The organism is Ulvibacterium sp., from assembly GCF_028285715.1.
In the GTDB taxonomy this organism is placed as follows: domain Bacteria; phylum Bacteroidota; class Bacteroidia; order Flavobacteriales; family Flavobacteriaceae; genus Ulvibacterium.
This window is the reverse complement of sequence record NZ_JANQOO010000017.1, coordinates 84,426-96,851: the sequence shown is the minus strand read 5'-3', so window position 1 is coordinate 96,851 and position 12,426 is coordinate 84,426. Positions and strand designations below refer to the sequence as shown.

Sequence of the window (12,426 nt, the reverse complement as noted above, 5' to 3'; positions counted from 1 at the left end):
CATTTTATCGAAATAATCAAAAAATTGGTTTAGACAGAAGAAATACTAGGGTTAAGTTTGTATTTTTGACGAAATCTTACTGTGGCCCATGTATAAATTTCTAGTTCGCCCCTTCCTTTTCCTACTTGATGCAGAAAGGGCGCATCACCTCATATTTTCATTGGTACGATTCCTATCAAAAATTGGATTCTCCAAGGTCTTTAAAAGTTTATATACCATAGAGGACAAGCGATTGGAAAGACAAGTTTTTGGACTAAAGTTCAAAAATCCTGTAGGTCTTGCAGCCGGATTCGACAAAGATGCCCTATTGTACAATCAGTTTTCGAACTTTGGTTTTGGGTTTGTAGAGATAGGGACATTGACCCCAAAACCCCAAAAAGGCAATCCAAAAAAACGTTTATTCCGCCTTAAGGCAGATGAGGCCATAATTAATCGGATGGGGTTTAATAACAAAGGGGTCTTCGATGCCGTCGAACGTCTTAAGAAGGAACATAATGTTCTCGTAGGGGGTAACATTGGTAAAAATAAGGTCACCCCTAATGACGATGCCATTAAGGATTATTTGATTTGTTTTGACGCACTTTTTGATCATGTGGATTATTTTGCCGTTAACGTAAGCTCTCCAAATACTCCGGGACTTCGGGAACTACAGGGAAAAAAGCCCCTTGTGGCCTTGTTAAGGGAATTGAAGAAGGAAAATGTAAAATATGCCAATGATAGGGACAATAAGGAAAAACCTATTCTTCTAAAAATTGCCCCAGACTTGACGGACAATCAATTGTTGGATATTATCCAAATAGTGGAAACCACAAAAATAGATGGCATAATTGCGACCAATACTACTATTGAACGAAAAAATTTAAAGTCCGACTTGGTTCAGACCGAAGAGAAAGGTGGATTGAGCGGAAAACCCTTACGGAATAAAAGTACCGATGTCATTCGATTTCTAGCCGAAAAAAGCAATAAAGCCTTTCCTATAATCGGAGTAGGAGGTATACATTCTCCCGATGATGCCTTAGAAAAATTGGATGCTGGTGCAGACTTGGTCCAATTGTATACCGGATTCATCTACGAAGGGCCTTCACTGGTAAGGCAAATCAACAAGGCAATTCTAAAAAAAGCCGAGGAAGAAGGGGATTGAAAATTTCGATTCCAGTTTTCCAGATATGTATAGGGACTAAATATGTCAAAAGGAGCCACCTAATTCTCCTTGCTCCAGTAGTCCACTACAGTGACATCCGCCAAATGCGGGGATAACAATGCGCCAAAAGCTTTATGGTCCGGATGCGGTAAATAAATGGCCCTATCCGCTTCACTGTTAAAAGTAAGCAAAAAGGCATGGGTGAGCCCTTTGTTCAGGCCTTCCGGACTGTTGTTCAAGCCCCATTCATAACCTGCGATTTCCGGAATTTTAGATGGAAGTGCTGCAAAAGCATCCTCTATTTCACTGATTTTTTCCTGACTGGTCCCTTCCTTGAATTTAAAAAGTACCACATGGCGTAAAACGCTGTCTTGTTCCATAGTAATTTCGGTTTGGATCGCCCTACCATTTTTTTTGTTCATTGGTTCCTTGGAAATGGCCAATAAGGTCAGGAATGGGAGGAAAGCTACATATAGGATTTTCATTTTTTCTATTTTGTGGAAAGATATAAAAATTAAACTTTAGTCCATGGAATTTGTATTTTCGGTTTCAAAGTTTAAACCTTGGATTACGAAATTTTATTGACTTTTATTGGAGCTACCGCCGCTCTGGCAATCTCGCCGGGACCGGATAATGTCTATGTGCTTATGCAGGGTATGGTCCATGGCAAAAAATATGGTTTGGCCACCGCGGCAGGCCTTATGTCCGGTTGTCTGATCCATACCACCTTGTTGGCCCTTGGCGTATCGGCACTGATAAAAGGAAATGATCGACTCTTTTTTGGGATTAAATTGTTCGGAGCGTTATACCTGTTCTACCTTGCCTTTAAGGTGTTTCGTAGTGACGCTTTAAAACTATCGGATACGGGCGTTTCCAAAAAGAGTTTGACGCAGCTATTTAAGCAAGGATTTATTATGAACGTTTTAAATCCAAAGGTGACGATCTTTTTTTTGGCTTTTTTTCCAGCATTTTTATTTAGTGAGGAATTGGGTACGGTGGTCCAATTCTACGTGCTGGGCCTTCTTTTTATCTTGGTATCCTTTTCCGTCTTTGGCTTGATCGCAATTCTTGCCGGGAACATTTCAAAATATCTACTCGGAAACCCCAATATGGGAATAGTCCTAAAATGGTTGCAGATATTGGTTTTTGTGGGTATTGGGCTCTATATATTGTTATCGGATAAATAGTGCTAATTTTGGTATTGGTATTTAAACACTATGTCCGAACAGGTCAAGATAATTGAATGTCCGAGGGATGCCATGCAGGGTATCAAAACCTTCATCCCAACAGATCAAAAGGTGAGGTACATCCAGTCCCTTTTGGGGTGTGGATTTGATACCATCGATTTTGGGAGTTTCGTATCCCCTAAAGCCATTCCCCAAATGACCGACACCGCTGAAGTGCTTTCCAAACTAGATCTGTCCAAAACAAAAAGTAAGCTTCTGGCAATTGTTGCCAATGTCAGAGGGGCCAATGATGCCTGTAAACATAAAAAGATCGACTACTTGGGTTACCCATTTTCCATTTCCGAAAATTTCCAAATGAGAAATACCCATAAGACCATAGCACAATCCGTAGAAACCTTAAAGGAAATCCTTGATATTGCCAATGCATCCCATAAAGAGGTGGTGACCTATATTTCCATGGGCTTTGGCAACCCCTATGGAGATCCTTGGGATGTAGGGATAGTTGGGGAGTGGACGGAAAGATTGGCTAAAATGGGCGTTAGGATCTTGTCCTTGTCGGATACCGTGGGAACTTCTACGCCAAAGACTATAGCGTACCTCTTTTCCAACCTCATTCCTAAATATCCCAATATTGAGTTCGGAGCCCATTTACATACTACTCCTTCCAAATGGCATGAAAAAATAGACACAGCTTTTAAGGCCGGCTGTCGAAGGTTTGATGGCGCCGTACAAGGTTTTGGGGGTTGCCCTATGGCCAAGGACGAGCTTACCGGGAATATGCCCACCGAGAAAATGCTCTCACATTTTACCTCTTTAAAGGTGGACGCCCAAGTGAATTGGATGGCCTTTGAGGCGGCTTACAATAAGGCAACCGAGTTATTTTCCTCTTATTACTGATACTGCTCATATCCACTGATATAGAGTTAAAAACTATTGGAATTTGCTCTTTTTAGAGATAGAAAATATACTGGCCCTTGTTAAATCGAATTCAAATGAAAAATAATCCGAACCATTCAACGATTTCTAGAATTCGCCTAGAACCTTGGTTTTTATCAAGGTAAGGATGATGAAGTTATAACCAAAAAAAGGAAGACCATGGTCTTCCTTTTCGGTTTTTTGAGTTAGTTTAGTTTTAGGCTACAGCTTTGGGCGCCCAACTTGAGCACAACATTTCTGCCGATGCCTTTTGAGGATGCGGGCAATCGGAGGTATTAAACCGTGTACAGGTGCCGCAGTTCATGTTGTTCTTAAGGGCTTCTTGCATAGAAAAACTATCGCAAGTATGTCGTTCACTTACCTGTATTTTATGTTGGGTACAGGTGTTCCCTCCGGAAAGATTGTTGCAATTGGAGCAACTGGTTGCTAATCTAATGGGCATGACACTCTATTTAAATGTTTACACAAAAATACACTTGGTTTATATTAGAAACAATATAAATAATTGATTTTCAAATATTTATATCTAGATTGATTAAAATTAAAGCTGCTCTGAAGATGCCTGGGTCACTCCCATCTTGCGCATAGGGATTTCCGATAAAAACATATGCAGTCATCCATACTACATCTACTTTTGGCTAAGATACCTGCGAAGCGACATCGGGGCATTGCCCTCAAACCAAATACTACCGGAAAGATGAACCATCAAGGGGTAAGAAATTACAATCCAGGTCAACTTCATGTTGATTAAAGGATGTTTTCTCCTGTGTTGATCGGAAAATAATCCTAATATGGCTCAAAGCAGCTTTGGGCAATCGGTTTGTGGAATGATACGTTCTTTCTTGGGTTCAAAATAAGATTTCCGCTTGTGTTGGGGAATAGGTAGGTAGCGATATATTCATTACATTTGCACGCAATTAATCCTTAATTGCCATGCAAGCCCACCACAATAAAATTCTAGGAGAAGGTCTTACTTACGATGATGTACTCTTGGTTCCTGCCTATTCAGAGGTCCTTCCAAGGGAAGTAAACATTCAGACCAAATTTACGAGGAATATAACCATTAATGTTCCCATTGTATCCGCAGCCATGGATACGGTTACGGAAAGCCGAATGGCCATTGCAATTGCACAGGAGGGAGGAATAGGAGTCCTACATAAGAACATGACCATAGATCAACAGGCCATGAAGGTGCGCAAAGTAAAGCGGGCCGAAAGCGGTATGATTTTGGACCCTGTTACTTTACCTTCCAATGCTTTGGTAAAGGACGCAAAGGCCAGTATGCGGGAATTTAGTATCGGGGGTATTCCCATCGTGGACGATTCTGGAAAGTTGATCGGTATCGTAACCAATAGGGACTTGCGTTTTGAGAAGAACAATGATAGACCTATTTCAGAGGTCATGACCTCCGATAATTTGGTCACTGTAGGTGAAGGTACCTCCTTGGCTCAGGCAGAGGATATTCTTCAGGAGAACAAAATAGAGAAGTTACCGGTGGTCGATGAGAACTATAAACTGGTAGGTCTTATTACCTTCCGGGATATCACAAAATTGACCCAAAAGCCCATAGCCAATAAGGATAAATATGGCAGGCTCAGGGTAGCCGCAGCTTTGGGCGTTACCCCGGATGCTGTGGAAAGGGCCGAGGCCTTGGTCAATGCAGGCGTCGACGCCATCGTTATCGATACGGCCCACGGCCACACCCAGGGTGTGGTTACTGTCTTGCAGAATGTAAAAAAGAAATTTCCGGACCTTGAGACCATTGTGGGCAACATTGCTACGGGTGAAGCGGCAAAGTATTTGGTAGATGCCGGCGCAGATGCCGTAAAAGTAGGTATAGGACCAGGTTCCATTTGCACGACTCGAGTAGTGGCAGGGGTTGGTTTCCCGCAGTTTTCCGCCGTGCTGGAGGTTGCTTCGGCCATAAAGGGAAGCGGTGTTCCCGTAATTGCCGATGGCGGCATACGATATACGGGCGATATTCCCAAGGCCATCGCGGCCGGTGCGGATACGGTTATGCTTGGATCACTTTTGGCCGGTACTAAGGAATCACCTGGGGAGACCATCATTTATGAGGGTCGAAAGTTTAAATCGTATCGGGGCATGGGCTCGGTAGAGGCCATGAGAGAAGGTAGCAAGGACCGTTATTTTCAGGATGTGGAGGACGATATCAAAAAATTGGTTCCAGAAGGCATTGTAGGCCGGGTTCCTTACAAAGGCGAACTGTTCGAAAGTATCCATCAATTTGTTGGTGGCCTTCGTGCTGGAATGGGCTATTGCGGTGCAAAGGACATCGCTACTTTACAGAAAACTGGTCGCTTTGTTAAAATTACGGCAAGCGGTATCAATGAAAGCCACCCCCATGATGTGACCATCACCAAGGAATCTCCCAATTACAGTAGATAAGCTTGGTAGTTTATTGGTATATTTATAGTGCTACTACGAATTGTATGGATTAGGCATATATAAGTACATCAAGAACTCATGAAATCCAAAAACGGACCATCTAAAAAAACATCAAAATCCCGACGGGAATTTTTGACTTCGGCCATGGCCCTTAGTAGTATTCCTCTTTTTCCATACCCCTTAAATATAGCTGACGAATCTATTTTAGGCCCTCATATGGAGGAAAGTACTTTTAACATTGACGGTACTAAAAGCATTATTGGAGCATATGGGGATTGGGCCACTTCTTTGGTAGCAAATCCTCCCGAGCTTTCTTTCAGGCATACCGAGTGGACCAATTTGAACCATTGGCGTCAAAAGGCACTGGAAAAAACAAGGGAATTGGTTTCTGCCCCTGCTATAGAAAAGGGCCCATTGAAGGTTGTCACAAAATCAAGTTATGAATATGATGGCCTCGCGGTCGAGGAGTTGCAATGGCAACTTCCCTATGGCAATCCCACGGATGCCGTTCTCCTTAAGCCAAAAGGTGCCAATGGACCTTTACCTGCCGTTTTGGGCCTTCATGACCATGGCGGGCAAAAGTATTTTGGAAAAAGAAAGATTACCAAAACCTCGGATGAGGTACATCCCGTTATGGTAGCCCATCAAAAAGATTCGTATTCAGGTCTGGCTTGGGCCAATGAATTAGCGAAAAGGGGCTATGTTGTGCTGGTACATGATACGTTTACTTTTGGCTCAAGAAGGGTCAGGTACTCTGATGTGGAGGGCATTACTTGGGGGCATTGTAGCGTCAAGGACAAAACAGATCAAAATCCGGAGGATTCCAAGAATATCAAAATATATAATGAATGGGCCGCAGAACATGAGCATATTATGTCAAAATCCCTTTTTTGTGGAGGAACTACTTGGCCGGGAGTGACTTTGCTGGAGGATCGAATAGCTCTGGAAATCCTATGTAACCGACCCGATGTGAATGAAGAAAAAGTGGGTTGTTGCGGTCTCTCGGGAGGAGGACTCCGTACGGATTATCTAGGGGGCTTGGACCATAGGATACAATGTGCCATTAGCGTAGGATTTATGTCCACTTGGAACGACTTTTTAGTGAACAAGTCCTTTACACATACCTGGATGACCTATGTTCCGCTCTTGCCAAAATATTTGGATTTTCCCGAAGTTCTGGGCCTTCGCGTACCCTTACCAACCATGGTCATGAGCAATAATGAAGACCAATTGTACACTTTGCCTGAAATGAAAAAGGCAGACGCTATTTTACAAGAAGTTTATAGTAAGGCAGGTGCCTCCGACCGATATAGCGGCAAATTCTACCCTGGCGGGCATAAATTTGATTCGGCCATGCAGGAGGATGCGTTTACCTGGTTCGATACGTGGTTGAAATAGTGCACCGAAGGATGTTCTGATATATTGAACTATCGGTCGGTCCCGACCTCTATCTGGATTGTGTAGAGTTTGCTTTCCTCCTTGGTATACGCAAATTGTTTTTGAATTTCACCATCCTTGGAAACCACCAATGAGGCACCTATGCACCACCAACCTTTCCATTCACCATCCTTTACTAGTCCGGTATTGCTCACTCCGATTACCGGGATATGGTGTTTTTGGGCAATTTCCGTATAGGATTCTTTCCAAATGTCCCCATATGGCGTTTTCTCGTTATCATAATCGGGGGGTACGGCCCAACTACATGGAGATAGTATGATATCTGCGCCCATATATCCAAGGGCATGTCCTAGTTCATTCGTAGCCGGGGAATTGTCCGCGCAAATGTTCATTCCGATCATCCCTAAATCCGTAGGGGTCACGGTACAACTCATGCCTGGTGTATAGATGTGCCGTGCAATATCCAAAATGTTGACTTTTCGGTGTTTTCCTAAAATCTGCCCATTGGGTGAGATTAGGAGTGCGGTATTATGAATTTGATTCCCGTCTCGCTCCGTGAGTCCGGCAACCACATAAATCGCGTTTTCTTTTGCGGCCTCCTGCAAGACTTTACTATGGTCCCCGGGAATGGGTTGCGCCTCGTTTATTGCAGAGGAATTCGTCCAGCCAAAATCCAGACATTCCGGTAAAACGATGACATCGCATGAATTTTCAGCAGCCTGCTTAATAAAAAGGGTGGCATTTTTGAGGTTTACCTCAGGATTGCCTCCGTTCACGTGCATCTGCCCAATACCAACATGTAAAGTCTCCTTTTTTACTGCTGATTGTGCCATAAGGGTATGGTTTAGTACTACTAAAAATACGAACGAAAGGGAAAGGGTAAAACGTTCTGTTTGCATTACATGGCGGATTTTCATGACTATTGGCTGTGTACAACTAAAAAATGGTTCACCAATGTACAACAATTTTGGTTTTGGATGCCACGCGGCATCAAAACCCGATGTCATAAATTTCAAACAACAATTTCGAACGTGTAGGGAAGGGGAATGAAGTAAAAAAAGTAGAACAGGAATGCCTTGAGGACTTATTTTCCCTTACCGCTATACGCCTGCCAATCCTTTTCCTTATAAATGTCATCACCGAAGTACTTGGCAATATTCAAAAAGGGTTTTGGCTTTTGGTAACCAGGTAGAGGGGAAAGCATATTCATTTCCTCGTCCAGAAAAATAGTTGTGGGGTAGCTTAGACGACCTTGCATAAGTGCGGCTGCAAATTCATGATAGCCCTTTCTGCCGGAGGGTACAAAATTGTAGGTCTTGCCTTTGTACTCTATGGGATCTTTGCCTTCACCATCCAATTTAACCATATAGAAATTCTCGGACATGTACGCGGCCACCTCCGGGTTTTGAAAAGTATCCTTGTCCATTTTTTTGCACCAACCACACCAATCCGTGTAAATATCAACGAATACCTTCTTAGGATTTTCTTCGTTCATGACCAGGGTAGTGGCTTCTTCCCAAGTAAGCCATTCCACTTTTTGTGCATAGGTATTCGCCGTAGCCAATCCGATAAAAAAAAGGAAAGTGGATTTTATAATGACCGTCCTGCTTTTATTCATGGTATGTTTTTATGGAGAGTTAGTCCAATTAGTATACCAAAGCTAACGAAAATTGAGCACTTTTATTTCGCAACGACCTTTTCCCTCTGGGAAGAAAATAGGTCCTTTACATCTACTTGATTCTTAATAAGGTCTTCAAAGGTTTCGCGCTCCCTGATCAAAACAGCCTTTCCTTCGTGCCAAAGTACCTCTGGAGGCCTAAACCTGGAATTATAGTTACTGGCCATGGTAAAACAATAGGCACCGGCATTGCGGAAGCACAGAATATCACCCTCCGAAATCTCGTTGATCCTTCGGTTGCTTCCAAAAGTGTCCGTTTCGCAAATGTACCCGACAATGGAGTAGTAACGTTCCTTTCCCTTTGGATTGGATATATTTATGATTTCATGATTGGACCCATAGAACATAGGGCGTATCAAATGATTGAATCCTGAATCTATACTAGCGAATACGGTTGAAGTGGTCTGTTTTACAACGTTCACCTTGGCCAGGAAGAAGCCTGCCTCACTAACCAAAAATTTACCTGGTTCAAAGGCCAAGGTCAATTCCTTGCCATATTGCTTGCAAAAGGTATTGAATCGGGAGCTCAGCTTCTTACCAAGTTCCTCAATATTGGTCTCTATATCGCCTTCTTTATAAGGTACTTTAAAGCCACTACCAAAATCAATAAAATCCAGGTCCTTAAAATTCTTTGCGGTCTCAAATAGAATTTCTGATGCATAAAGAAATACATCGATATCCAGAATATCGCTTCCCGTGTGCATGTGGATACCATTGATATTCATATGGGTCAGCTCAACTATCCGCAATAAATGAGGGATTTGGTGGATGCTGATACCAAATTTTGAATCGATATGGCCAACTGAAATTTTTGAGTTCCCACCCGCCATTACATGGGGATTAATTCGGATACATACAGGTATATCGGGATGTTTACTTCCAAACTGCTCCAAAATGGAAAGGTTATCTATGTTTATCCGAACCCCAAGTGCCGCTGCTTCCTCTATTTCTTCCAAGGAGACACCATTGGGTGTAAAAATTATGGATTCTGGTTTAAACCCTGCCAATAAACCCAATTTTACTTCTTGCACAGAAACCGTATCCAAGCCACTGCCCAAGCTGTTCATTAATCTTAGTATGGTAATGTTGGACAACGCCTTCGCAGCATAGTTCAGTTTTAACTTTTTTACGCTCCCAAACGCCTGGGTCAATCTCTGGAACTGGGAAATAATTTTCTCCGAATCATACACATAAACCGGATCACCATAGGTCTTCGCGATTTTAAGTAGGTCACTGTATTCCATAATACTTCGTAATTTGACACAAAACTAAACTGTTAGGATGGCTTGAGCAAAAAAAAAACCTTCATAATTAAATAATACAACAATTTGTTATTTTTATAACAAAAATTGATGCTTTGACCCTTTGTCATTGCGTTATTTGAATTGTACTTTAGGGCAATGGTTGAAGGTGATGGTTCAATGCCATTTTTCCTGTTTCCATAAATGGTAAGTTATCCGGAGACCATCCCATATAAATCTGAAAGCCCAAAACACAATCCTTATCTAATTAAAGAATGAAATTACCTCTATTTCCTTTACAGTCTGTTTTTTTTCCAGGGGAAACCGTACCCCTCCATATTTTTGAGGAACGCTATAAACAGTTGATCAACGATTGCAGGAAAGAAGCGATTACTTTTGGTATCCCTGTATACATATATGACGGACTTGCCTACGGCACGGAAGTACAGTTGGTTGAGGTGGTAACGACCTACGAGGGCGGAGAAATGGATGTGGTTTGTGTAGCCAGGCAGGTTTTTAAGGTCATTACTTTTGACAATGAGATTGATGGCAAACCCTATGCAGGAGGAATTGTTCAATTTTTGGATAATGTAAACGATGCCGACCTTGCTATGAAAAGGAAAGTATTGAATGGTATTGAAGAGCTGTATGACCTTATGGGTGTACCGTATACGACAATTCCGGTTGAAAAATTCAATAGTTACATACTGGCACACAAAATGGGATTGTCCTTTGAGCAGGAATATGAATTGCTGCAAATGTCTAAGGAAAGCGAACGATTATCATTTATTAACGCACATTTGTTGGCCACTACCAGTGTTTTAAAGGAAGTGGACCGCACCAAGCGTAATATAGAGATGAACGGGGATTTCAGAAACTTTGACCCCTTGGATTTTAAGGATTTCAAAATATAAGGTATAGTGCAGCTAGGTTAGTAGATATAGCGTAGTTTTGATTAGGGTAATTAACCTTCGTTTCCTATTTTTGCTGGCGAACCCATAAGATGTATCATATATGAATCTTCACGAGTATCAGGGAAAAGAGATATTGGCCAGTTTTGGTGTACGGATACAAAGAGGTGTAGTGGCCCATAACGCCAAGGAAGCGGTGGAAGCCGCCAAACAGCTTACTTCCGAAACCGGTACCAGTTGGCACGTAATCAAGGCGCAGGTACACGCTGGCGGTAGAGGAAAAGGAGGAGGCGTGAAGTTGGCCAAAAACCTAAAAGAGGTGGAGGAGGTAGCGGGCCGCATAATAGGGATGAATCTCGTAACCCCTCAAACCTCCGCTGAAGGAAAGAAAGTGCATAAGGTACTGGTGGCCGAGGATGTTTATTATCCTGGCGATAGTGAGACCAACGAATTTTACATGTCCGTACTGCTCAATAGGGGCACAGGTAGGAATATGATCATGTATTCCACAGAAGGAGGTATGGATATTGAAGAGGTAGCGGAAAAAACACCTCATTTAATATTTACCGAGGAAATAGACCCGGCAACAGGACTTCTGCCTTTTCAGGCCAGGAAAGTGGCTTTTAACCTTGGACTCTCGGGAACGGCTTTTAAAGAGATGACAAAATTTGTCACAGCTTTATACAGGGCTTATGACCAAAGTGATGCCAACTTGTTTGAAATAAATCCCGTACTAAAAACTTCGGACGACAAGATTATGGCCGTGGACGCCAAAGTTTCCATAGATGACAATGCGCTTTATCGCAGAAAGCAGTATGCGGAAATGCGAGATCTTCGAGAAGAAAACCCTATTGAGGTAGAGGCCAGGGCCGTAGGGCTAAACTATGTGGATTTGGATGGTAATGTTGGCTGTATGGTCAACGGTGCCGGTTTGGCCATGGCTACAATGGACCTTATCAAAATGGCGGGTGGCGAACCGGCCAACTTTTTGGATGTTGGGGGTACCGCCGATGCCAAGAGGGTAGAGGAGGCGTTCCGAATCATTTTAAAGGATCCAGCGGTAAAAGCTATACTGATCAATATTTTTGGAGGAATTGTGCGCTGTGACCGTGTTGCGCAAGGGGTGGTTGATGCCTATAAAAACATGGGAGACGCCATAAACGTTCCTATCATAGTGCGTTTACAGGGTACCAATGCAGAGCTTGCGAAGGAAATTATCGACAATTCCGGTCTGGCCGTCCACTCCGCAGTCCAATTTCAAGAAGCGGCGGACAAGGTGGAGGAGGTGCTAACATAATGCTCAAGAAGCTATAATACAACATAGAGAGCCGCTATTACAGCGGCTTTCTTTTTTCTCATACTTCAAGGATATCAAGGATTTTTAATTCGCCCATTTTTAATAGGGGTCATACCGTCTATTGACTAATAGGAATAGTTGAGATTGATTAAAATTATGTTAATCATAGATTTCAGTGTAACACTTTGTGTGTTTCATGAGTCTTTTTAGTAATTCATCAATTTATTAATC

At 42.6% G+C, this 12,426-nt stretch carries 12 protein-coding genes; 7 read left to right on the top strand and 5 right to left on the bottom strand.

All coding sequences use genetic code 11. The annotated features are described in order from the left end of the window. Nucleotides 1-88: 88 nt before the first annotated feature. Nucleotides 89-1,141, top strand: a complete 1,053-nt coding sequence (locus Q0993_RS07390; protein WP_299531323.1) for a quinone-dependent dihydroorotate dehydrogenase — start codon at nt 89-91, stop codon at nt 1,139-1,141. Between the two features lie 59 nt (nt 1,142-1,200). Here the strand turns inward: Q0993_RS07390 and Q0993_RS07385 are convergent, their stop codons facing one another. Continuing rightward, nucleotides 1,201-1,563 (bottom strand): Dabb family protein, encoded by a 363-nt coding sequence (locus Q0993_RS07385; RefSeq protein WP_299532809.1) that lies wholly within the window; start codon nt 1,561-1,563, stop codon nt 1,201-1,203. 141 nt (nt 1,564-1,704) lie between these two features. Here Q0993_RS07385 and Q0993_RS07380 point away from each other — a divergent pair, with 141 nt between their 5' ends. Both Q0993_RS07380 and Q0993_RS07375 read left to right on the top strand, forming a co-directional pair. Further along, nucleotides 1,705-2,328, top strand: coding sequence for a LysE family translocator (locus Q0993_RS07380; protein ID WP_299531320.1), 624 nt, complete (start codon nt 1,705-1,707; stop codon nt 2,326-2,328). 30 nt (nt 2,329-2,358) lie between these two features. Beyond that, a complete protein-coding gene (locus tag Q0993_RS07375; protein ID WP_299531318.1) occupies nt 2,359-3,225 on the top strand; it encodes a hydroxymethylglutaryl-CoA lyase in 867 nt (288 codons plus the stop codon). Nucleotides 3,226-3,460: 235 nt separating this feature from the next. Here Q0993_RS07375 and Q0993_RS07370 read toward each other — a convergent pair whose 3' ends face one another. Beyond that, the gene (locus tag Q0993_RS07370; protein ID WP_299531315.1) at nt 3,461-3,706 is read right to left on the bottom strand and encodes a hypothetical protein; all 246 of its coding nucleotides are present in this window, start codon (nt 3,704-3,706) and stop codon (nt 3,461-3,463) included. Between the two features lie 491 nt (nt 3,707-4,197). Between Q0993_RS07370 and guaB the strand changes: the two genes are divergently transcribed. Next, a complete protein-coding gene (guaB, locus tag Q0993_RS07365) occupies nt 4,198-5,670 on the top strand; it encodes an IMP dehydrogenase (protein ID WP_299531312.1) in 1,473 nt (490 codons plus the stop codon). A gap of 78 nt (nt 5,671-5,748) precedes the next feature. Beyond that, a complete protein-coding gene (locus Q0993_RS07360) occupies nt 5,749-7,068 on the top strand; it encodes a hypothetical protein (protein WP_299531308.1) in 1,320 nt (439 codons plus the stop codon). A 29-nt stretch (nt 7,069-7,097) separates the two neighbouring features. Here Q0993_RS07360 and Q0993_RS07355 read toward each other — a convergent pair whose 3' ends face one another. The 3 genes from Q0993_RS07355 to lysA all read right to left on the bottom strand — a co-directional run bounded on the left by Q0993_RS07355 (nt 7,098) and on the right by lysA (nt 9,990). Beyond that, a complete protein-coding gene (locus tag Q0993_RS07355; protein WP_299531306.1) occupies nt 7,098-7,967 on the bottom strand; it encodes a carbon-nitrogen hydrolase family protein in 870 nt (289 codons plus the stop codon). A gap of 185 nt (nt 7,968-8,152) precedes the next feature. Continuing rightward, entirely contained in the window at nt 8,153-8,686 is a 534-nt protein-coding gene (locus Q0993_RS07350) for a DUF255 domain-containing protein (protein WP_299531305.1), read from the bottom strand. A 62-nt stretch (nt 8,687-8,748) separates the two neighbouring features. Continuing rightward, nucleotides 8,749-9,990 (bottom strand): diaminopimelate decarboxylase, encoded by a 1,242-nt coding sequence (lysA, locus tag Q0993_RS07345; RefSeq protein WP_299531303.1) that lies wholly within the window; start codon nt 9,988-9,990, stop codon nt 8,749-8,751. Nucleotides 9,991-10,262: 272 nt separating this feature from the next. Between lysA and Q0993_RS07340 the strand changes: the two genes are divergently transcribed. After that, nucleotides 10,263-10,901, top strand: coding sequence for an LON peptidase substrate-binding domain-containing protein (locus Q0993_RS07340; RefSeq protein WP_299531301.1), 639 nt, complete (start codon nt 10,263-10,265; stop codon nt 10,899-10,901). A gap of 100 nt (nt 10,902-11,001) precedes the next feature. After that, on the top strand, nt 11,002-12,195 hold the full coding sequence (gene sucC / locus Q0993_RS07335; protein ID WP_299531298.1) for an ADP-forming succinate--CoA ligase subunit beta: 1,194 nt from the start codon (nt 11,002-11,004) through the stop codon (nt 12,193-12,195). Nucleotides 12,196-12,426 lie beyond the last annotated feature (231 nt).

What these genes read in the sequence shown, in the direction of transcription:
- Q0993_RS07390 (WP_299531323.1), top strand. Translation starts at nt 89, where the DNA reads ATGTATAAATTTCTAGTTCGCCCCTTCCTTTTCCTACTTGATGCAGAA.
- Q0993_RS07385 (WP_299532809.1), bottom strand. Translation starts at nt 1,563, where the DNA reads ATGAACAAAAAAAATGGTAGGGCGATCCAAACCGAAATTACTATGGAA.
- Q0993_RS07375 (WP_299531318.1), top strand. Translation starts at nt 2,359, where the DNA reads ATGTCCGAACAGGTCAAGATAATTGAATGTCCGAGGGATGCCATGCAG.
- Q0993_RS07370 (WP_299531315.1), bottom strand. Translation starts at nt 3,706, where the DNA reads ATGCCCATTAGATTAGCAACCAGTTGCTCCAATTGCAACAATCTTTCC.
- guaB (WP_299531312.1), top strand. Translation starts at nt 4,198, where the DNA reads ATGCAAGCCCACCACAATAAAATTCTAGGAGAAGGTCTTACTTACGAT.
- Q0993_RS07360 (WP_299531308.1), top strand. Translation starts at nt 5,749, where the DNA reads ATGAAATCCAAAAACGGACCATCTAAAAAAACATCAAAATCCCGACGG.
- Q0993_RS07355 (WP_299531306.1), bottom strand. Translation starts at nt 7,967, where the DNA reads ATGCAAACAGAACGTTTTACCCTTTCCCTTTCGTTCGTATTTTTAGTA.
- Q0993_RS07350 (WP_299531305.1), bottom strand. Translation starts at nt 8,686, where the DNA reads ATGAATAAAAGCAGGACGGTCATTATAAAATCCACTTTCCTTTTTTTT.
- lysA (WP_299531303.1), bottom strand. Translation starts at nt 9,990, where the DNA reads ATGGAATACAGTGACCTACTTAAAATCGCGAAGACCTATGGTGATCCG.
- Q0993_RS07340 (WP_299531301.1), top strand. Translation starts at nt 10,263, where the DNA reads ATGAAATTACCTCTATTTCCTTTACAGTCTGTTTTTTTTCCAGGGGAA.
- sucC (WP_299531298.1), top strand. Translation starts at nt 11,002, where the DNA reads ATGAATCTTCACGAGTATCAGGGAAAAGAGATATTGGCCAGTTTTGGT.